This is a genomic window from Algibacillus agarilyticus (assembly GCF_003286125.1).
Taxonomy (GTDB): Bacteria; Pseudomonadota; Gammaproteobacteria; order Enterobacterales; family Alteromonadaceae; genus Algibacillus; species Algibacillus agarilyticus.
Genome location: NZ_QMED01000001.1, coordinates 231202 through 253529, shown reverse-complemented (window position 1 = coordinate 253529; position 22328 = coordinate 231202). Strand labels below are relative to the sequence as shown.

Below are 22328 nucleotides of genomic sequence, written 5' to 3'. Positions count from 1 at the left end.
CGAAACCTCAGTACTTACATCCATGTAAGCAAAGCCGTCAAAGCTACCGCGTCCTGCTCTCGCCCCTTACCTGCATCCATGCAGGCAAAGCTACCGCGTCCTGCTCTCGCCCCTTACCTGCATCCATGCAGGCAAGCTTCGAGACCCCATGAGCATATGCTCTATTATGTGATTGGGGCCGCCTAAATGGATTTAGGTGTTAGAACGACGCAGGAGCCAAAGTCGAGAGTAAGCGCTGACAATGAACCATAAAACCTGAGCGAGAAGACTATACAACTGACCTGATCTAGTGGATCTGGCAAGTTGACCCTTTACGTTTAAAGTCTAATATTTAAAAATCGCTGGCCGGTTTAGGTTGTCGTTCTATTTGTTCTTTTTCTTGTTGTTCTGCGAGTTGTTTCGCTTCACGGGTTGCTTTTTCCTCTGCGGTTTCAGGTGTTATTAAGCTAATTATTTGCCAGTCTGATTTGGGTTTAAACTCATGTGAGATTGTATAAATGAATAATCGGCCGGTTGGCGAAATAGCACAAAGGGGCAGCGCTCTCGTACCGTACGTTTCTTTGTAATTTTTTAATGTAAAAGAGCTTGATAAGCCTGTTGTTTTTAAAGTAGCCCCTTTATTTACTAAACCGGCTAATCTTGCGTAAGTGATGCCTTCTGCAAACAAGCCCATCTTTTTTGCATATGATTCTGATATTTGATGACTTGCTCGGTTTTCTTGCTCATTACCGCTTAAGCCTAATACTGAACCTTTGCCCATTTGGTGTTCAAAGTGATAGGTTACCAAGGGGTTTAACTGTCGGTATGGTGACATCACAAGGACCTGCCCCATCGCCGTTAAATCAAGTGTACGGCGTGCATGTTCTGATATCGGGTTACCATAATAAGTGGGTATGTTAGCCATTCTAGCTTGTCGTATCGCATCCCAGTTAGTGTCGGCTATATAGACCTGAATTTTTTTGTTCATTAATTCAGCTGCAAACATTCTTGCAAACTTACTGCCGCCAAAAATAAGAAAGCCGTTTGGTGCTGGTGATCGCATATTCAGGGCTCGAGCAACGTGGACCGACGTTAAGCTTTGTATCACAACGGTGGTAATAATAACTAAGAAAACCATCGGCACTAATAAATCGGCTTCTGCATATCCGAGCTCTTCCAGCTTTAAGGCAAATAGCGCTGAAACAGCAGCAGCCACAATACCTCGTGGTGCTATCCAACTGAGTAGCCCGAGTTCTCGCCAGTTTAGACCTGTACCCACAGAAGAGACTAAAACCGATATTGGCCTCGCGACAAACATAATAGCGAGAATAACTAAAATCGCGCCCCAGCCAACTTGAATAATAGAGCCAAAATCGAGGCGTGCTGCTAATAAAATAAACAAGGCCGAAATAAGTAATACGCTGAGTGTTTCTTTAAATTCGAGTATGTGATCAACATCAACATTTTTCATATTTGCCATCAAAATACCCATCACTGTAACGGTCAGTAAACCTGATTCGTGTGCGATCGCATTAGATAGTGCAAATGCACCTAACATTAAAGTCAGTACTGCTGTATTTTCGAGGTAATGAGGTAGCCAATTTTTGCGTAATGTAAGCCCCAAAATAAAGCCCATAATTACGCCAATACCTAAACCGACTAATAAGACTAAGCCAAATGTAATAAGTGTATGGAATAGTGCGTCCTGAGTTGAAACGATATATTCATATACCAATACCGCTAATAAAGCCCCTACGGGGTCAATTATGATGCCTTCCCATTTTAAAATATTAGCGACTTTTGTGGTTGGGCGAATAGAGCGCAGCATTGGCACAATAACGGTTGGGCCTGTTACTGTTATTATTGCACCAAACAAGAACGCTATTTGCCAAGACATATCGAGCGCGTAATGAGCAACAGGGGTAGCGATAGCCCAAGTTATCGCTGCTCCGACGGTGCACAAATTACGAACCATCGCCCCGTGGCCACCTAAATCTTCAAATTTAAGTGTAAGCGCGCCTTCAAATAAGATGATGGCGACTGATAACGAAACAAGCGGGAATAGTAGGGAACCAAATAAAGCATCAGGGTCGAGTACACCAAAAGTAGGTCCTAATAAAATACCGGTAATAAGCAAAGGTAAAATAGCCGGTATACGTATCTTGTATGCAAAATATTGACTCGCAATAGAGAGTAAACCTACACCCACTAAAAGAATAATTGGATCGATCATGTATCGTCTCAGTTAATTAATTTGAAAAAAGAAAAAGTGATTAGTCGCGACGTCATATCCATTGGGTCACTCGTAGAAAATAAGGATGCATGTAATTATACTCAAGGGCCTAGAACGAGCAGGTTAAAGAGGCTTGAGCATTTATGAGTTCACACATTATGTACTTAACAAATGTTATCAGTGCGACGGTATTATGCAATAGGCTGGTTAGATTACTTTAGCAGGAGCTTATTATGAGTATTGTGATTTGTATTAGGTAATAAAGAGAGAGAAATTAAGCTTTTATGCCCGTGCCTAAAGTTTGCGTCATCGCTTGGCCTTTTTTATCATAGGTCATTGCATCTGCATTTTTAAGTGATAATAGCGATTGCTTTAGTCGAGATACGTTATTCAAGCTTGTCTTTATAACGCGTTCATTAACTGAGTTTTGTGTTTTGAGCGCAGTGAGCTTTTCATCACATTGCGTAATGAGCTGTTTGATACTCGGTTCTTTTTTTATTTGCTCAAGATCAGGTAAGGCCGCAAGTTGTATATCAATGTCGGTTATTTCATTGAGTAACTGAATTTTTTGTTCGGCTATAGTAATGATGTTATCAGGTTGTCGTTTTGTAAACGCCTCTAACTCAGCGGCTAATAAATTAGTCAACTTGTCTAGATTTTTTAATTGTTGCGTTAAAACGTCAAGTGCGATTTTCATCAATTACTATTACCCGAACAACTTGCCTTCAGCTGAAATAATGTTAGCTGCTAATTTATCAGCATTAACTTTATAACGGCCTTCACTGATTTCCAGTTTTATTTTGTCTACTTTTTCTTGATCAAAACCAGACGCATTTTGTGCTTTTTTCTGCGCTGTGCCCATTTGTTGGGCTGAATTCGTTAAAGAAACCGAATCCGGGCGTGCCGCCGCAGCTTGATTTTGAGCACTCTGTGGAGCATTAGCTCCCTTTTGCTGAGTATTTTGCTGCTCTACTTGTCTAGCGTTAACCTGTGCATTATTCAAGTTATTGATATTTATAGCCATTTTAATTCTCACTACCGATAATAATTTATCTTCACTTTATGTATCGGTTATTTGCCGAAAACCTTTAGTTATTTTAGAGTGAAATTTGTACTTTTCCTATATCACTCACTCGCGCATTGATTATACGATTTGAAGAGCTATTTCGCACTCTAATTACATCGCCGTAACTACCATCACTTAAGGCATATCCAGATGCTTTTACCGTTAAAGAACCTGTCGTCGCTTCTATTGTAACCAGTTCGCTCTTACATACAAAGCAAAGATTATCATTCATTATAGCGCGTCCTGCCAAAATTTGTTGTTTTGCTTTAGAACCAATTACTTTTTCTGCATTTGTTAAGCTATCTTTACGTGCATACGACTTATCTAGCATCGCTACACGTAAAACTGAAGAATCAATGACATCTCCTTTGGCAATATTTTGGGTCGCGACTAGAATAGGTACTAAGACTTTCATCTGTACTGGCACATACAAAGACCAACCTTGTTGATCTAAGCAGCGTATTCTTACGGTTAAGTTACGAGAAAAAGCTGAAATATTTGGCGCTGTTGCCGATAAGTCTGTTTCACAAGGTTTAATTGTGATTCGACTGTCAAGTGAAGAGGCTACACCTTTGACATTTTCAGCGCTATCGGCTGGATATACGCTTTCAGCGTGTTCTATTGCTATTTGTTGTATATCTTGATGTGTATAAGATTGTGCAAACGCTTGGTTTAGCGATAATAAACTTAATATTACGATTATAAATGAAAAACGTTTCATTAGTGCTACTCTTTATAAATAAACATTTTTTCAATCTTGCTAGGCTTATTGAAAAAAACGTTATAAATTAACGTTGTATAAGTGTCAAAATACTAACGTTATCAGGCTTAATTAGAACTAAGCAAAAAATGAGCCGTTATTAAACGAACTGGAGAATGCAATGGCCGGATTACTCGATTCTGTAAACCAACGTACTCAACTCGTCGGACAAAACAGACTTGAATTATTACTGTTTAAATTAAATGGTCGGCAGCGATATGGTATAAATGTTTTTAAGGTTCGTGAAGTTTTACAATGTCCTAAATTAACATCTTTACCTAAGCGGAACCCTTATGTTAGAGGAATTGCGCATATCCGCGGTCAAACGATCTCTGTGATCGATTTGAGTGCCGCTACGGGTGGAAGACAAATTCAGAATATTCAAAACTGCTTTATTATCATTGCTGAATATAATCGCTCAGTGCAAGGCTTTTTAGTCGACTCTGTCGAGCGAATAATTAACATTAATTGGGAATCAATTATGCCGCCACCGAAAGGGACGGGTAAATTGAGTTATTTAACTGCCGTGACTGAAGTTGATAAGGAATTGGTCGAAATATTAGATGTAGAAAAAATTCTCAATGAAATAATGCCGATGTCGACCGAAGTGAGCGATGAAATCATTAATACACCAATCGACAAAGATATGTCTGAAAAATGTATTTTTATTGCAGATGACTCTTCAGTCGCTCGAAATCAAGTTAAAAGAGCATTAGAAGGCTTTGGTATTCCGATCCGTTTAGCGGTAAATGGGCGAGATGCATTAAAACAATTAAGTGTTTTGGCTGAAGAAACTGGTGATGTAAGTGATAAAGTGGCGTTGCTGATTTCTGATATTGAAATGCCAGAAATGGACGGTTACACCTTAACCGCCGAAATAAAAAACAATCCTCAACTGGCTCGACTGCGAGTTGTGTTGCATACTTCATTAAGTGGTGTATTTAACCATGCTATGGTAGACAAAGTTGGGGCTGATGATTTTATCGCAAAATTTAATCCTGATGAGCTTGCTGGTGCCGTACAAAAATGGTTAAACGCTGATTAATTTATTGAGATAAACACGTGGCCAAGAATATTCAAGAGAGTGAATATAAACACTTTTGTACTTTTTTAGAGCATCAATGCGGTATCGTTCTCGGTGATAATAAACAGTATCTGGTAAAAAGCAGATTAAGTCCTTTAATGACTAAATTTGGTTTTGAATCTTTGTCTGAATTATTAAAGAAAACGACGAGCATATCAGAGCGCAATTTACGTGCTGCTGTAGTTGATGCAATGACAACCAATGAAACACTCTGGTTTAGAGATTCTTATCCTTTCCAATTACTTGAAAAGGATATTTTTCCGTCATACGGCAATAAGCCTATTAAAATATGGTCGGCGGCGTCTTCAAGCGGCCAAGAACCGTATTCTATAGCCATGACGGCGATGGAACACAAAAAGCGTTTTCCAACCCAAGGTAATGTACAAATCTTGGGTACTGATATTTCACCGTCGATGTTAGAAATGTGCAAACGAGGCGAATATGACAATTTAGCGTTAGGTCGTGGGTTATCACCCGAACGTAAAAGACAGTTTTTTGAACAAGCTGAAAATGGCAACATGCGTTTGAAAGCTGATATCCGCCGTATGACTTCGTTTAGGCAAGTTAACTTATTAGATAGTTACGCTTTACTGGGTAAGTTTGATGTGATTTTTTGTCGCAATGTTTTAATTTACTTTTCTGCTGATCTAAAAAGTAAAATATTGTCACAGTTTGCAAAAGCGTTAAACCCAGATGGGTATTTATTTTTAGGTGCTTCTGAATCGATTACAGGGTTAAGTGACGAGTTTGAAATGCAACGTTGCAACCCAGGTATTATTTATCGTAAGAAAAAATAAACGATTGAGGTTACTGATTAAAGCGTAACCTCAAATCTCAAATCTCAAATCTCAAATCTCAAATCTCAAATCTCAAGTCTCAAATCTCAAACCCTAAGCCTCAAGTTGAATTCTAAGGTTAAACGTTAAGGCGTAAAGCCAATAAAACGTTATTCAATCTAATCTTTAATCGTTTGAAAACACGTAATTAAACAGATATTTGACGCTAATTATTAATCATTTAATGACGATTTAGTTTCTTTAACTGACTGTTTACATTGTGTTTTATATTATTGTTGTTAGTTTTTTTAAAGTTGGCACTTCACTTGCTTTTTAGTTAGCAAAGCAATACGGAGACGAAATAATGGCAATTTCATTAGATAAAGCATTTGGTATACACCCTGAATCAATGGCGTTGCGTATTAAACGCTCTGAAGTGCTGTCTAGCAATATCGCTAATGCTGACACACCAGGCTACAAAGCAAAAGACTTTGATTTTCAAGCTGCTTTGTCTGGTGCTAAAAAACAGTATTCTACGTCGATGGCGAGAACAAATGATCGACATATTGGGGCATCAAGCTCAATTGATAATAGTTTGCAATTTAGAACACCATTACAAGCGGATACTGGAGATGGTAATACGGTTGAACTTCAGCAAGAGCGTATGGAATTTTTGAAAAACCAATTAGGTTATAACGCGAGTGTTCAGTTTTTAACCGGTAGAATTAAAGGCATTAAAAATGCACTCAAAGGAGGCCAAGGCTAATGAGTAGTTTATATAATATTTTTGATATTTCAGGTTCAGCGATGAATGCTCAGTCGGTACGTTTAAATACAACTGCCAGTAATTTATCAAATGCCAATAACGTTAGTAGTTCGGTTAATGAAACATACCGAGCTCGCCACCCTGTCTTTTCAGCTGAGCTTGACCGCGCAACCAGTAATATGAATAACTCTGCCGCTGTAAAGGTCAATGTTGCCGGTATAGTCGAGAGTGATAAACCATTATTAATTGAATATAGCCCCAATCATCCGATGGCGGATGATAAAGGATATATCTATAAACCCAATGTAAACGTGGTAGAAGAGATGGCTAATATGATTTCTGCTTCTCGTTCTTACGAAACTGGCATTCAAATTGCAGATTCAGCTAAGAAGATGATGTCACGTACCTTGCGGTTAGGCCAAGGTTCATAACAAGGTTTAGCTTATGTCAGATATAACAAACACTAATTTTTCAGATTCGTTACGTTGGGAAAAGAATACGCTCGACAGTACAAATTCTGATTCAGATGATAACAGCGGTGCATTAACGCAACAGGATTTCTTTAGCTTATTAACGACACAGTTAGCGGCTCAAGACCCTACGAAACCAACAGATAACGACCAAATGATTGCGCAAATGACGCAGTTTACGATGGCTGATGGGATCAGCGGTTTGTCAACGCAATTTGAAGAGTTTACTTCAGCGTTTAATTCTTTTATGTCTGACACTCAAGCGCAGCAAACGTCGAACAAGGCGCTACAAGCGTCCAGTATGGTAGGGCGTGAAGTTTTAGTCGCAAGTGACTCAGCTGCTTTGTTTCAATATTCAGAAGAGCAGTTTGGCATGGCGGGTCAATTAATGTTTGATCAATCCGTGAACAGTATAAAGGTAACCGTTCGAGATGAAAGCGGTAAGCAAGTGGCAAACCTTGATCTCGGAGCGGCAACCGAAGGGCCATTAAACTTTATGTGGGATGGTAAAAACGCGAACGGCGAGCAAATGCCAGCGGGGATTTATCAAATTTCAGCAAGCGGTATCGATGCTAATGAAGGCACAAAAACAACGTTGACAACCGGTAGTTTCTCAACGGTTGATAGTGTCAGGTTTGGTAACGGTAATGAATTAACAATGAATCTACGTGGGTTAGGTAGTTTCAATATGGACGATATTATCGAAGTTGCGCCTTAATTTTTAATTGAGCGTAACAGTTAATATATTTTAACGAGGTAACTAATTATGTCATTTAACGTAGCACTAAGTGGTATAGCAACAAGCCAAAAAGACTTAAATACAACAGCTAATAATATTTCAAATGCTAATACATTTGGTTTTAAAGAATCACGGGCTGAATTTTCTGATGTTTTTGCATCATCTATTTTTGGTGGTGGTAAAACAAAAACCGGTGATGGTGGTTTAACCGCCGTTGTTGCACAGCAGTTTGAACAAGGCAGTTTGATTTTTACTAAAAATGCGCTTGATTTAGCTGTTACTGGTAATGGTTTTTTTGCGGTAACTCCAGATTTAGAATCACGAGAAATGACTTTTTCTCGGGCTGGTAACTATAAATTAGATGATGACAATTTTGTTGTGACAAATGGCGGTAATTTTTTACAAGTTTACCCTGTTAATGATGATGGTACATCACAAGGTGTTAGTTTAAGCACGACTGCGCCGCTGCGAATTCCAGATTCAGCAGGGGTACCAGTTTCGACTGCCTCTGTTGATATGACGATGAACTTGGATGCTCGACAAGATGGTCTTGACCCTACGTTATTTGATCCCAATGATGATTCGACATACCACGCTCGTTCATCTGTCACAACTTATGACTCACTGGGTGATTCACACATTGTCACGACGTATTATGTAAAAGATTTAACATCGGCTAATAATAGTGAAAACCGCTGGTATGCATTTATGTCGATGGATACCGATGATGCGGGTAATCCACTACCTATTGATTTGGGTTCGGGGTCTGGCGCTGCTTTTGCTGCCGGTGGCGAAAATGCAGGTGCAAGTGCGCCTGATACTGAAGGTCCACGAACAGCTGCACCTGTTGGGACGCCTGGTGACGGTGATTTTGTGGGTGTGCCGATATTCTTTGATAGTTCAGGTTCAATTGTCTCTATTAATGGGTCTGTACCGGGTATTGATTCGCCTCCTTTTATTCAAACGCAAACATTAGCCGATTCACTTTTTAATGGTGCTGATGGTACTCAACAAATTACGTTAGGTTTTACTGACCCTGTACAATTTGCATCTGATTTTGAAGTGACAGCGTTAGAGCAGGATGGTGCTACCGTTGGGCGGCTCACGGGTGTGTCGATTGATGAATCAGGTCTAGTTTCAGCTAATTACAGTAATGGTGAAGTCGATTTCTTAGGTCGTATAGCCCTTGTTCGTTTTGCTAATGATCAAGGTTTGCAACAAGTTGGTAATGCGAGCTGGAAAGAAACTATTACTTCAGGTGAGCCTTTGGCTGGTGAAGCAGGTACGGGAACGTTTGGTGAAATTGTGTCATCCGCGCTTGAGCAATCAAATGTTGATATTACAAAAGAGCTTGTTGATTTAATCACAGCACAAAAAGCGTTCCAAGCAAATTCACGTGCATTGGATGTTAATAGTCAATTACAACAAAATATCTTACAGATCCGTTAATCATTTAAGCTGATTTTCAGGTCGAAAAAGAACAATATTATGACCTCTAATGTTGTTCTTCTAACCCACTACCCCTACGAAGTTGGCATATTAGACTTGTCTGGTATGCCGACTTTTATTTTTAAACTCCCCTTGTTGCTTGTTTTGATATTATATACACCCCTTTTTTATACTATAACCCCCTTTTCTGCTTAAATTTACATCGTTTTTGCTGCTTGCAGCGCTTTTGGCACGTCTCATGCATTTACCTCAATTATATGATTAACGTCAAATTTTTTACGGTAGGTGAGTGATGGATAAGATGCTATATGTGGCAATGAGTGGTGCGAAGCAAAATATGCTTGGTGTCTCTATGCATGCCAACAATTTGGCTAATTCTAAAACGATAGGCTTTAAATCTGATCTGGAACAAGCCAGAACCATGCAAGCCTTTGGCGAAGGACTCCCTAGTCGTGTTTTTTCAATGACTGAAAGCCCAGGGCAAAATATGTCAGGCGGTGGAATAATAACGACCGGTCGTGATTTGGATGCTGCTATTCAAGGCCCAGGTTGGTTTACCGTACAAGATAAAAATGGCGATGAAGCTTATACCCGTGAAGGCAACTTTCAAGTAACCGCGGAAGGTTTATTAACAACGACTCGTGGTGACCCTGTTATGGGGGAAGGGGGCGCGATTGTTTTACCCGTACCCATTGATAAATTTCAAATAGGACCCGACGGCAGTATTGTTGTTCGACCTCAGGGAGCTCCTGCCAATTTTGTTGAAACTATTGATCGGCTAAAAGTAGTTGAAATGACTAATGATAATCACTTGGATAAAGGTAAAGATGGTTTGTTTCGCCCGAACGAAATAAATGAATTTGGTCAATGCGGTTTTTGTGAATTATCACCTAACGTTAAAATTGTCAATGGCGCTTTAGAAGCGAGTAACGTGAATTCCGTTGATGAAATGGTGTCCATGATTAGTTTACAAAAGCAATTTGAAATTCAAACCAAATTAATGAAACAAGCTGAAACGCTAGATAGAAAATCTGACATGCTAATGCGTGTTTTTTAATAGATTTTTATTGTTATTTATATATTGCTGAGGAGTACATTATGCATCCGGCACTGTGGATAAGTAAAACAGGTTTAGACGCTCAACAAACTGATATTGCGGTTATTTCAAATAACTTAGCTAACTCGAGTACGGTGGGTTACAAAAAAGGACGCGCTATTTTTGAAGATTTATTGTACCAAAACATTAATCAACCTGGTGGGCGATCATCGCAAGATACAGAGCTACCAAATGGCTTAATGTTGGGGGCGGGTGCTAAGGTAACCGCGACGCAGAAAAACTTTTCTCAAGGTAATATGCTAAGTACAGATAATTCGCTTGATGTGATGGTACAAGGTCGAGGTTTTTTTGAGGTACTACAACCTGATGGCACTATTGGTTATACCCGAAATGGTCAATTTTCAATTAATGAAAACGGTGAATTAGTGACCTCTGGCGCGGGCTTTTTACTTCAGCCCAATATTGTTATTCCGCCTGATGCGCAATCAATAACGATCTCGCAAGATGGTGAAGTGTCAGTAAAACAACAGGGTAACGCCGATAATACGGTTGTTGGTCAGCTCACTATTTCTGACTTTATTAATCCTGCTGGTCTGCAGCCAATGGGGCAAAACCTCTACACTGAAACCGCTGTGAGTGGTGCGCCTATTCAAGGTAACCCAGGTGTTGATGGGCTTGGTATTTTACAACAGGGTGCGCTTGAAACATCAAACGTTAATGTGACAGAAGAGCTTGTTAATTTGATTGAAAGTCAGCGTTCTTTTGAAATGAACTCAAAAGTTATTTCAACAGTCGATCAAATGCTTGGTCAACTTGTACAACAACTTTAATACTTATTTTTTGCAGATGAGGAGCAAAATGATGAAATCATTTTTAATGAGTTTAGCGGTATTGGGTTTATCAGTGAGCTTATCAGGTTGCGCTGTTTTGAACGATGATATTACGGCAATTCCAAATGATCCATTTTATGCGCCTATATTTGCAGAAGCAGAACCTCAAAGCGTAGTGCCAACAGGTTCTCTTTATCAAATAAGTCAATCTAATGGTATGTATTCTGACAGTAAAGCTCGTCGTATTGGCGACATTATTACGATTGTTTTACAAGAAAATACGTCAGCATCTAAGTCAGCTAAAGCGGAATACGGTAAAGATAATGAGGTTTCTCTTTCTCCTTTTTATGCGCTTGGGCGCAACCAGTCTATAAACGGTAATCCGCTAGACTTAGGGCTTGGGTTTGAAAGTGAGTTTAAAGGCGATTCAAAAGCCGACCAAAGCAATAGCTTAAATGGTCAAATATCTGTACATGTGATTAAAATTTTACCTAACGGTAATTTAATTGTACGGGGTGAAAAGTGGTTAACGTTAAATACCGGTAAAGAATATGTCCGTTTGAATGGTATTTTACGGCCTGAAGATATTAGCTCTTCTAATACAGTCGCGAGTAATCGAGTTGCTAATGCTCGGATCGAATACAGTGGCACAGGGTCGTTTGCTGATGCTAATAAACAGGGCTGGTTGTCTAAATTCTTTTATTCAGATTGGTTTCCATTATAAGTCGTTGGAGTCAACACATGAAAATTTATTACAAAGCGTTATTAGCGTTTATTTTATTAGTGACAACGGTTCAAGTAGCTCATAGTCAGCGTTTAAAAGATTTAGCCAGTATACAAGGTGTTAGAAGTAATCATCTAATTGGTTATGGTTTAGTGGTTGGTTTACCAGGCACGGGTGAGCAAAGCCCATTTACAGAACAAACGTTTAGAACCATGTTGGCAAATTTTGGTATTACGATGCCGGCTAACTTAAAACCAAAAATTAAAAACGTAGCTGCGGTTATGGTAACGGCTGAATTACCTGCATTTACTAAACCCGGACAAAAAATTGATGTGACTGTTTCATCGATCGGCAGTTCGGGTAGTTTGAATGGGGGAACGTTAGTACAAACATTTTTGAAAGGCTTAGATGGGCAAGTTTATGCTATTTCACAAGGTAATCTAGTGGTTAGTGGGTTTGGTGTTCAAGGGGCAGATGGCTCAAGTGTGGTTCAAAATACACCGACCGTTGGCCGTATTCCCAATGGTGCAACCGTTGAGCGCGCAGTCCCGAGTGCTTTTGGTCACGGTGATTATCTAACATTTAACTTACATAACTCTGACTTTACAACCGCTCGCCGTATGGCTGATGCGATTAATGATTTAGTCGGCCCCAAAACGGCAACCGCGATGGATGCAACATCCGTTAGAGTTATTGCGCCACGTGATATTGGCCAGCGCGTTTCATATATTGCTACACTTGAGAATGTCGAGTTTGTACCTGCAGATGCGCCGGCTAAAGTGATTGTTAATTCAAGAACGGGCACTATTGTTATCGGTAAAGATGTTAAGTTACAACCGGCTGCGGTAACACATGGCGGGTTAACCGTGACAATTGCAGCTAACCAGCAAGTGAATCAACCGAATCCGTTTTCTGAAGGCGAAACGATTGTTATTAAACAAGCTATAATTGATGTAGCTCAAGATGATACTCGGATGTTTGTATTAGATACGGGAGCCAGTTTAGATGACTTGGTACGAGCAATGAATGAAATTGGCGCAGCGCCAGGCGATTTAATGGCTATATTAGAGGCATTAAAAGAGTCGGGGTCGTTGCATGGTGAACTTGTCGTTATATAAGTACAGCATATAAAGAATTAAGCATATGGATAAATTAGAACAAACTCAAATGTATCATGACACTGCTGGCTTGGATGATTTACGCCAAGCTGCGCAGCGAAATGACAAAGATGCTCTAAAAAAAGCAGCTCAGCATTTTGAATCTATTTTTATGAATATGTTATTAAAAAGCATGCGCCAAGCAAATGAAGTTTTATCTGATAAAGACAGCCCGTTTAATAGTCAAGCGGCTAAATTTTATGAAGGTATGCATGATGACCAAATGGCTAGTGAGTTATCAAGTACGGGCGCATTAGGTTTAGCCGATATTATCGTTCAGCAATTGAGCCCAGAAAAAAACCAATATATGCCGGCCTCAGTTATGCGTTCAGATGGCGTAATACCGAGTGCATTTGGTGGTGATTTCAGCAATGAAAAAAATAACGATGATAAAAATAATGATCCACTTGCTATCTTGCAAATTCAATCTCAATCATTTCAAAAACATGTTTTACAAGTTGCAGATGAAAAAGCCCAAGTTCTAATGCAAAAGGTTAATAAGCCTGTCGATCAAGATAAGCCATTAAGTGAGAGCAACACGGGGTCACTTACCGAAAAACATATACCGTTTCAAGGCAAACAAGATTTTGTTGATCGCCTTTTACCGATTGCTGAAAAAGTTAGTCAAGCAATTGGTTTGTCACCCGTCGCGATGATAGCCCAAGCCGCACTCGAGACTGGCTGGGGACAAAAAATGATTGAAAAAGCAGACGGTTCAAATGCGAATAATTTTTTTGGTATCAAAGCAGACTCTCGTTGGTCTGGTGACTCTGCTGAACGCGATACTTATGAGTTTAGACAAGGCGCTATTCAAACCGAAAAAGCGCAATTTAGAGCTTATGACAGTATTGAAGCTGGATTAGCTGATTATGTTAGCTTTATAAAAGAGCAACCTCGATATCAAGCGGCTGTAGAAGCGGCTCAACAACCTGAAGCTTATTTTTCTGCCCTGCAGCAAGCAGGCTACGCAACTGATCCAAACTACGCGACTAAAATTCTAAATGTTTTAAAAGATAAGGTTTTTAATTCAGCCACTAATATGCAATATTAAAGTTATTAAGTAACCGGCCGATAAGGTTACGACTATACTTTTATTTGAGTATATTTTTTTATTGTTTTCATATTGTTTTCATATTGTATCCGAGCAAACCTAAGCTGTTAGGTTGAGTGAGCTAAATCATGTCTTCAGAGTTATTAAAACTAGGTACTTCCGCTTTATTAGGCAATCAAAGTCATCTGCAAACGGTGAGTAATAATATTGCCAATTTAAACACACCTGGTTACTCGCGCCAAAGAACTGAATTTACCAGTTTTGTTGAATGGGGCTTGGGGCGATCTGAAACGGTGCGTTTATTCGACCAATATGCGAATGAGCAATATAGGCGAGATACCGCATCGAATGGTAGAGCTGAAACTTATCGTGATAATACCGAAATATTAGATAATTTATTTAGTGATGATCAAACGAGCATCGCACGTGGTTTGGATGATGTCTTTGGTCGTATCAATGAAGCCAATGATGAGCCTTCTTCTTTAACACCTCGACAATTAGTTATTTCTGATTCACAAGCTTTAGTTGCCCGTATGCAATCACTTTCTGAGCGTGTACTCGAACAAGAAGATGTTGTTAACGAAGAAATTGAGTTTACGGTTTCAGAAGCCAATTCGTTAATTAATAGCATTTACGATTTAAATGAAAAAATAGTGTCTGTTTCTGCTGGTGAAAACAATGATGCTGGCCCACATATGATTGATGAGCGTAATGAACTTATTAGGCGTTTAACCCACACTATGGGGGTCAATACTATTGAAAAAGATAATAATGGTATTGAACTTGTTGCGCCTAATGGGCAGCCTTTGGTTATTGATGGCAATGCTTTTAATTTACGCACTAAATTAGGTGACCCTGATCCGCAGCGAGTTGAAATGGAGCTTTTCGCGGTTAATAATCCAAATAATAATAGTGCATTTGATGAGACCAATGCAGGCGGCAAATTAGGCGGATTGCTTGATTATCGTGAAGATGTATTAGATGAATCAATTAATTCATTAGGTCAAATGGCAATTGCTTTTTCGGATGCAATGAACCAGCAAAACAAAAAAGGTGTTGATTTAGAAGGTAATATTGGCTCGGATATGTTCTCAATTCCGTCAACAGAAGCTTTAGGTTATGACGGTAACGCAAGTAGTTTTCATGATGTTGAAGTGCGTATTGAAGAAGGCTATGGCAGCCAAGCAACAAATTTTGAATACGAGATATCATTTACTAGTGCGACAGAGTATACCGTTCAATCATTAAAAAAAGGTGAAGCCTACGGGGATCCGTCGGGGCCATTTACGATCCCCGCTGCAACGACTGATTTTCAAGGTGCATCAGATGGTTTACCGGATGGGCTAGAATTACGTTTTGATCCTGATGGCGGTAGTTTCACTTCGGGTGATAAATTTTTAGCGCGCCCAAGCCGTTTGTCAGGCTTAGACATCACCATGAATTTTGACCGACCTGAGCAATTAGCACTAGCTGCACCTATTAGTGTTGAAAACCCAATTGAAAATATTGGTAGCGGAAAAATAGAATTAGAAGATATTACTAATACTGATATGACATCTACGACTAGCTCTGCTTTTACTAATGACCTTAATGCAGACGGTGTAACAGGCGATTATGGTTTAAATAGTGATGCTCCAGTTAAAGTGGTTTATACCGCAGCTGGTGAGTATGAAGTACAAGATTCTGCTGGCAATGCTTTAGGTACCGCGGCTAGTGGCACTAATATTATGGAACAATTGCGTGACAACGCTGCTTGGCCAGGGGCTGCAGATGATTACCCTGGTTATGAAATATCAGTCACAGGTCAACCTGAACCAGGAGATGAATTTAACCTGAATTTTAATAATGATGGTTTTGACGATAACTTTAATGGCTTAAAATTAGCTGATTTGCAATCGAGTAATACGATGCGACGTAATATTTTATCGTCGACAGGTAACTCACTGACCTTTGCTGAATCTTATTCTAACTTAATTGGTTTTATTGGTGATACTGCGAATCGCGCTAATATTTCGTATGAATCTTCTGAAACACTATTAAGCCAATCTAAATCACGAGTTGACGATATGTCAGGGGTTAACCTTGATGAAGAAGCAGCGGACCTTGTGCGTTACGAGCAAGCTTATAGCGCAGCAGCTCGGGTTATTACTGTTGCGCAAACAACTTTCGATGCTATTTTAGCGGCGGTGAGATAATCTTATGAGAATCACAACGAATCAACTTTATCAAAATAGTTTAAATGGTATTTTAGATGCGCAAAAACGTTTAGTCCGCGCGCAAGATGTATTAGTGAAGCAAACTAATATTTTAAAACCATCAGATGATCCCGCGGCTGCCACAAAAGTGGTGCGGTTAAATGAAGATTTAGCTCGACTTGATCAATTTGAAAAAAATACTATTTTGCTTGAGAACTCATTAGAAAATAAAGATGTTGTTTTGAATAATATTCACTCTTCAATGGGGCGAGCTAGAAACTTGACGTTGCAAGCGGGTAATGGCGCGTTAGCAAAACAAGATCGAGAAGCAATTGCTATTGAATTAGAGCAGATCAAAGAAGAACTTTTTGATATGTATAATTCTAAAAATGGTCAAGGCGAATACATTTTCTCGGGCTCTAAATCAAGTGAACCTGCTTTTATTCAAGGTTCAGATGGCCAGTACGAATATCAAGGCAATGAAAACGTAAAAAAAATACAAATATCTGAATCTTTAAAAATAGCGTCAGGTGTACCGGGTTCTGGTTTTGCTATTTTTGAAAATACAGATTCAAGAAGCACTATTAGCATTGATGCTGCATCTACAGCGACAGGCAGTTATCGAGTTAATTCAGGTGATCAATTTGAGGCATTTCACCGTCAAAATTACGCGACAATCCCGGCTACTAATAATGAGTTTAATATTGTATTAACCGCAGCTGATGCTTATGAAGTACAAGATAATGCGGGTGCCGTTTTAGAAACGGGTAATTTATCCTCTGAGAATAAACTGAATTTTAAAGGGCTTGAATTTACCGTAAATGGAAATGCAGGTGACGAACTCCACTTTTCACTTGATGCGCCGAATAAAGACAATACCTTAAACTCACTAACGCAATTAATTGACAAATTACGTGGCGCTGAAACGCTGAATGAAAGTTATTATTCTGAAATTAATGCGGCTGTTTATTCTATTGATGAATCAATGGGAAATGTGAGTGCTGCTCGCTCAGAAATAGGCGGGCGGTTAAATGTCGTGACGAGCGTGAATTTATCTAATTTAGACCAAGAAATAAATTTAAAAGAAGCGAAAGCAAAAATATCAGAAGTCGATTTTGCTGAAGCGATTACAGAATTACAGAAACAAGAAGTCGCTTTGCAAGCTGCCAATCAAACTTTTAGTAAAGTAACGGGCTTAACCTTGTTTAACTTCTTATAACGCCGTACTTTGTTATTGTCTTCTAGCATTCTATAGTCAAAGCGATCGGGTTTTAGGGGAAGCCGTCAAGCTTCGAGACCCCATGAGCATATGCTCTATTATGTGATTGGGGCGAGTAAGCGCTGACAATGAACCATAAAACCTGAGCGAGAAGACTATAACTCTACCTCTATACCACTACATATAAAACTTGTTGCACGATATCATTCGGGAACAAGTTTTATTGATTTGTACTTTACTTATTTTACTCAATTCATCTTTGTTATCTCTCTCAAATGTTAATTTTTCCGCCCCGCTTTTTTCATCTTAATTGTACGTTTTATCGTCTATTGTTAGTTTTTACCTTTTTTACTGCTTTATGTTTATTAAAAATTATTTTTAAACTCATCGATTTTTGAAGCCTAATTTGGGCTTGTTTGCTCTTATTTCAATTCTAATCAAAAAAGATCACCACCCCGTACATTCATCAAAAAACTTAAGCTTTATTTTCATTTTTTTTATGACCTGACTCGTCAATGTTATTAAATTCTTTAGCGTTTTATTTACCTTAAATGTACAAAAAATAGCGCGATTTATCTAAAGCTAATAATTGAAATACCGATACATAAGTATCAAAGGAATGATGCTATAAAAAAAGGGTTTAACGATTTTTTATTATGAAAGGCGCAAAACAACAGCTTAGTTGTGCGTTTTTAAGCAAAATTAGGAGAGTAAAATTATGGCTATGTTCGTAAATACCAATGTATCGTCTTTAAATGCACAGCGTCAATTGTCACAATCAGGTAATGCGTTATCAACATCTTTTGAACGTTTATCATCTGGTTTTCGTATTAATCGAGCGGCAGATGATGCGGCTGGTATGCAAATATCTGATCGTATGACTTCACAAATAGAAGGTCTAAATCAAGCGGTACGTAATGCCAACGATGGTATCTCGGTTGCACAAACGGCTGAAGGCGCAATGCAAGAAATTACAACGTCATTGCAACGTATTCGTCAGCTCGCGATCCAATCTCAAAATGGTATTAATACGTCAACCGACAGAGCCGCACTACAAAAAGAAGTTGCCGCGCTTAAAACTGAAGTTAGCCGAATTGGACAAACGACCCAATTTGCCGGTGTTGATTTATTAAAAGGTGACTATTCAGCTTCATTTTTAGTTGGCGCTAATGGTGGTCAAACTATTGCGGTAACGGTTGGAACAAGTGCTTCATTAAGCGGTTTAGATTTAACCGACCTTACGGTTGCAACGGCTACTGGTGCATCAGGTGCATTAACCAGTTTAGATGCTGCTATTTCTACCATTGGTGGCATGCGTGCCGATTTAGGTGCGGTGCAAAATCGTTTTCAATCAACGATCCGAAATCTCAGCAATGTTGTTGAGAATGTCTCAAACGCACGTTCACAAATTCGTGATACCGATTTCGCGACAGAAACCGCTAATCTAACACGTAATCAAATTGTACAACAAGCGAGCCAAACGGTGTTATCTCAGGCTAATCAACGCCCGCAAGCTGCGTTGTCTCTTCTTGGTTAATAATGTGGCTTAGGTGGAAAATATTATCATCACCTAAGCCTGCTCTTTATTGAGCTATTTCTAGTTTTTATTTTACTTTTTGATTTTAGTTAGCAAAAACTCGAAATAACTTATTTATGGAAATATGCCTCGCAAAATTGTTGGGTGTTTCATTGTTTTAGGATTAATGCATATACGAAAAAAAGAATGATTGTCCGTGATAAATATTGCGGTAAACAGAAAAGGTGATGAGCTTTACGGCTATTTAAATTTTATAACGTCATATGTTGACCTGTAACTAGGGGCATAAGCTTTTATATGTATTTAAGTGCTTATTGGTGTTCTCATCGCGACACAAAATGATTTAAATAAGGCTGATTTTAATCAACCTGAACTGTATATAACAATTTGCTTTTTAGAGAGAATTTTCGCTTATAACGGCGTTGAGTTAGTGATTAATAGCCTGCTATTACATTCGTTAATTGGCCTTATTTTAAGTGAAAAGATTCTCTCGAGAATAAAATAAAAAAGTATTGTTATTAAATACAATGGATTAGCTAATTTGTGATCCAGAGTTTAGGTTAATTACTATCAGGGTGTTTTAATCTTTTGTAGGATTAAATACTGCCACCCACTTGAATTTTTAAGTGAGTGTTAGTTGATAGGGTTTCGCTCAATCTCTCCTAAGTAGGGCGTTTGACCGGAGGGCAACCTCCGGTCGTTTTACTCTACACACTTTGCTTAAGGCTGTTATCTTATGATAACGGTCCTTTTTTGCTATTTATTGAGTTAAGGCTTTATTTTAATGTCTTAAGTTGCGCCTTTTCTTTTATTTTATTTGATATAAATGATTAAAGTTTGTTCTTTATTGTCCGATATATATACATAAGCAGATTAAAAGTTTCATAAATCTTTGGTTTGTTTTAAAACTTGGTTGTAATTGCTATAAATTACAGCTTATCAATGTACCTATAGGAGTGAGAACTATGGCTATGTTCGTTAACACCAACGTATCATCGTTGAATGCACAACGACAGTTATCTAATTCAGGTAACGCGCTTTCTACATCTTTTGAACGTTTATCTTCGGGTTTTCGTATTAACCGAGCAGCAGATGATGCCGCGGGTATGCAAATATCTGATCGAATGACGTCACAAATTCAAGGTTTAAATCAAGCGGTTAGAAATGCAAATGATGGCATTTCAGTGGCGCAAACGGCAGAGGGCGCAATGCAAGAGATCACCACCTCTTTGCAACGTATCCGTCAGCTTGCTGTGCAATCGCAAAATGGTATTAATACATCATCAGATAGAGCAGCTTTACAAAAAGAAGTAACCGCTTTAAAAACTGAAATTAGTCGAATTGGTCAGACAACTCAGTTTGCGGGCGTTGATCTACTTAAAGGTGATTATTCAGCTTCATTTTTAGTGGGCGCTAATGGTGGCCAATCTATTAGTGTAACGGTTGGTACAAGTGCTTCGTTATCTGGTTTAGGTTTAACCGATACCACGGTAGCGACTGAAACCGGTGCTTCAACAGCGTTAACCACAATTGATGCGGCTATTTCAACTATTGGTGGCATGCGAGCTGATTTGGGTGCGGTGCAAAATCGTTTTCAATCAACTATTCGTAACTTAAGTAATGTTGTCGAAAACGTATCAAATGCACGTTCTCAAATTCGTGATACCGATTTTGCGACAGAAACAGCTGAATTAACGCGTAATCAGATAGTACAACAAGCAAGTCAAACGGTATTGTCACAAGCAAACCAAAGACCTCAATCTGCTTTATCTCTATTAGGTTAATTTTTCAATTAATCTAGGCTCTGATTCCATCCGTTTGGGAGAAATAGCCAGGAGGTAGTGCGATCGGTTAATCAACCAAACGGTGAGATTATCGCTCGCTCTCACCTTAGTTTAGGAGCGATTGGCTGGGAGAAATTCTCCCAGCCTATTTCGTAAAAACTAAGTGGGCAGTTTGAATTGTTATTATAATCGGATATTTATAATTTAATTGTAACTTTGAAATAGTTAATTAAAACAATTGTTTATAGTTAGATGCGGACTGTTGGTATTTTATATCAACAGCGTTTCTGCGTACTATTTTTAAAATAAGGCTAAAGAATTTCTTTCGGCAAGCGATAACTTAATTGTCAGTCAATAATAATAACAAGTAACTGATACATAAATGCCTTTAGGCAATTAAGTTCTACTTAGGAGAGAAATCATGGCAATGTTTGTAAATACTAATGTTTCATCTTTAAACGCCCAACGTCAGTTATCAATGTCGGGTGATTCACTATCAACTTCATTTGAACGTTTATCTTCGGGCTTTCGTATTAACCGAGCGGCTGATGATGCTGCCGGTATGCAAATATCAGATCGCATGACGTCACAAATTGAAGGTTTAAATCAAGCGGTACGTAATGCAAATGATGGTATTTCAGTTGCACAAACGGCTGAAGGGGCGATGCAAGAAATAACAACGTCATTACAACGTATTCGCCAACTTGCTATTCAATCTCAAAATGGCATTAACACCTCAACGGATAGAGCCGCACTACAAAAAGAAGTGGCAGCCTTAAAAACGGAAATAAGTCGTATAGGTCAAACCACACAATTTGCAGGTGTTGATTTATTAAAAGGTGATTATTCAGCTTCTTTTTTAGTTGGCGCTAATGGCGGCCAATCAATTGCGGTGACCGTTGGTACGAGTGCTTCGTTAAGTGGTTTAGATTTAGCCGATATTACCGTTGCGACTGCATCTGGTGCATCGGGCGCGTTAACTAACTTGGATGCCGCAATCTCTACTATTGGTGGTATGCGTGCAGATTTGGGTGCTATTCAAAACCGTTTTCAATCAACTATTCGTAACTTAAGTAATGTTGTAGAGAATGTATCAAATGCACGTTCACAAATACGTGATACTGATTTTGCGGTTGAAACGGCTAATTTGTCACGTAATCAAATCGTACAACAAGCAAGTCAAACGGTATTATCGCAAGCTAACCAACGTCCACAGGCTGCTTTGTCTTTATTAGGCGGTTAATCATTCTAATTTTAATAACGATTCAACTGTGAAATCGTTATTTATGTCTTTGCTCACTCTCTCCAAGATATGAGCTTTTGCCAGGGGCTTGCCTCTGGCTTTTTCATTTTATGACTTACGCCTAAATGTTTATCCGGTGATAAGTTCAGCTAATATTCAAACTTGCTTTAACTTGCTTAAACTTTCCTTCATTTCTATATGTGTGACGA

At 38.9% G+C, this 22328-nt stretch carries 20 protein-coding genes; 16 read left to right on the top strand and 4 right to left on the bottom strand.

The window, feature by feature from the left end; all coding sequences use genetic code 11:
• Nucleotides 1-331: 331 nt before the first annotated feature.
• The 4 genes from DPX34_RS01135 to flgA form a co-directional block, all read right to left on the bottom strand.
• A complete protein-coding gene (locus DPX34_RS01135) occupies nt 332-2212 on the bottom strand; it encodes a cation:proton antiporter (RefSeq protein ID WP_111976571.1) in 1881 nt (626 codons plus the stop codon).
• A 274-nt stretch (nt 2213-2486) separates the two neighbouring features.
• The gene (gene flgN / locus DPX34_RS01130; protein ID WP_232824617.1) at nt 2487-2909 is read right to left on the bottom strand and encodes a flagellar export chaperone FlgN; all 423 of its coding nucleotides are present in this window, start codon (nt 2907-2909) and stop codon (nt 2487-2489) included.
• Between the two features lie 9 nt (nt 2910-2918).
• Nucleotides 2919-3236: a flagellar biosynthesis anti-sigma factor FlgM gene (gene flgM / locus DPX34_RS01125; RefSeq protein WP_111976569.1), complete on the bottom strand. Its 318-nt coding sequence runs from the start codon at nt 3234-3236 to the stop codon at nt 2919-2921.
• A 73-nt stretch (nt 3237-3309) separates the two neighbouring features.
• Entirely contained in the window at nt 3310-3999 is a 690-nt protein-coding gene (gene flgA, locus DPX34_RS01120; protein ID WP_111976568.1) for a flagellar basal body P-ring formation chaperone FlgA, read from the bottom strand.
• A gap of 160 nt (nt 4000-4159) precedes the next feature.
• Between flgA and DPX34_RS01115 the strand changes: the two genes are divergently transcribed.
• The 16 genes from DPX34_RS01115 to DPX34_RS01040 all read left to right on the top strand — a co-directional run bounded on the left by DPX34_RS01115 (nt 4160) and on the right by DPX34_RS01040 (nt 22119).
• The gene (locus tag DPX34_RS01115) at nt 4160-5083 is read left to right on the top strand and encodes a chemotaxis protein CheV (protein ID WP_111976567.1); all 924 of its coding nucleotides are present in this window, start codon (nt 4160-4162) and stop codon (nt 5081-5083) included.
• A 17-nt stretch (nt 5084-5100) separates the two neighbouring features.
• Entirely contained in the window at nt 5101-5919 is an 819-nt protein-coding gene (locus DPX34_RS01110; RefSeq protein ID WP_111976566.1) for a CheR family methyltransferase, read from the top strand.
• Nucleotides 5920-6262: 343 nt separating this feature from the next.
• On the top strand, nt 6263-6664 hold the full coding sequence (gene flgB, locus DPX34_RS01105) for a flagellar basal body rod protein FlgB (protein WP_111976565.1): 402 nt from the start codon (nt 6263-6265) through the stop codon (nt 6662-6664).
• The gene (gene flgC / locus DPX34_RS01100) at nt 6664-7095 is read left to right on the top strand and encodes a flagellar basal body rod protein FlgC (RefSeq protein ID WP_111976564.1); all 432 of its coding nucleotides are present in this window, start codon (nt 6664-6666) and stop codon (nt 7093-7095) included. The genes flgB and flgC overlap by 1 nt, the downstream gene beginning before the upstream one ends.
• Before the next feature lie 13 nt (nt 7096-7108).
• A complete protein-coding gene (locus DPX34_RS01095) occupies nt 7109-7852 on the top strand; it encodes a FlgD immunoglobulin-like domain containing protein (RefSeq protein ID WP_111976563.1) in 744 nt (247 codons plus the stop codon).
• Nucleotides 7853-7900: 48 nt separating this feature from the next.
• Nucleotides 7901-9322 (top strand): flagellar hook protein FlgE, encoded by a 1422-nt coding sequence (gene flgE / locus DPX34_RS01090; protein WP_111976562.1) that lies wholly within the window; start codon nt 7901-7903, stop codon nt 9320-9322.
• A gap of 292 nt (nt 9323-9614) precedes the next feature.
• On the top strand, nt 9615-10379 hold the full coding sequence (gene flgF / locus DPX34_RS01085; protein WP_111976561.1) for a flagellar basal-body rod protein FlgF: 765 nt from the start codon (nt 9615-9617) through the stop codon (nt 10377-10379).
• A gap of 41 nt (nt 10380-10420) precedes the next feature.
• The gene (gene flgG, locus DPX34_RS01080) at nt 10421-11209 is read left to right on the top strand and encodes a flagellar basal-body rod protein FlgG (protein WP_111976560.1); all 789 of its coding nucleotides are present in this window, start codon (nt 10421-10423) and stop codon (nt 11207-11209) included.
• A gap of 31 nt (nt 11210-11240) precedes the next feature.
• Complete coding sequence (flgH, locus tag DPX34_RS01075; RefSeq protein ID WP_111976559.1) at nt 11241-11933, top strand: flagellar basal body L-ring protein FlgH; 693 nt, start codon at nt 11241-11243, stop codon at nt 11931-11933.
• 17 nt (nt 11934-11950) lie between these two features.
• A complete protein-coding gene (locus DPX34_RS01070) occupies nt 11951-13051 on the top strand; it encodes a flagellar basal body P-ring protein FlgI (protein ID WP_111976558.1) in 1101 nt (366 codons plus the stop codon).
• A 25-nt stretch (nt 13052-13076) separates the two neighbouring features.
• Entirely contained in the window at nt 13077-14141 is a 1065-nt protein-coding gene (flgJ, locus tag DPX34_RS01065; protein ID WP_111976557.1) for a flagellar assembly peptidoglycan hydrolase FlgJ, read from the top strand.
• 128 nt (nt 14142-14269) lie between these two features.
• Complete coding sequence (flgK, locus tag DPX34_RS01060) at nt 14270-16336, top strand: flagellar hook-associated protein FlgK (RefSeq protein WP_111976556.1); 2067 nt, start codon at nt 14270-14272, stop codon at nt 16334-16336.
• A 4-nt stretch (nt 16337-16340) separates the two neighbouring features.
• The gene (flgL, locus tag DPX34_RS01055; protein WP_111976555.1) at nt 16341-17555 is read left to right on the top strand and encodes a flagellar hook-associated protein FlgL; all 1215 of its coding nucleotides are present in this window, start codon (nt 16341-16343) and stop codon (nt 17553-17555) included.
• A 718-nt stretch (nt 17556-18273) separates the two neighbouring features.
• Nucleotides 18274-19092 carry a flagellin N-terminal helical domain-containing protein gene (locus DPX34_RS01050; RefSeq protein WP_111976554.1) on the top strand — a complete coding sequence of 273 codons (819 nt, stop codon included), beginning with the start codon at nt 18274-18276 and terminating at the stop codon, nt 19090-19092.
• A gap of 965 nt (nt 19093-20057) precedes the next feature.
• Entirely contained in the window at nt 20058-20876 is an 819-nt protein-coding gene (locus DPX34_RS01045) for a flagellin N-terminal helical domain-containing protein (RefSeq protein ID WP_111976553.1), read from the top strand.
• A 421-nt stretch (nt 20877-21297) separates the two neighbouring features.
• A complete protein-coding gene (locus DPX34_RS01040) occupies nt 21298-22119 on the top strand; it encodes a flagellin N-terminal helical domain-containing protein (protein ID WP_111976552.1) in 822 nt (273 codons plus the stop codon).
• The last annotated feature ends 209 nt before the right edge of the window (nt 22120-22328 follow it).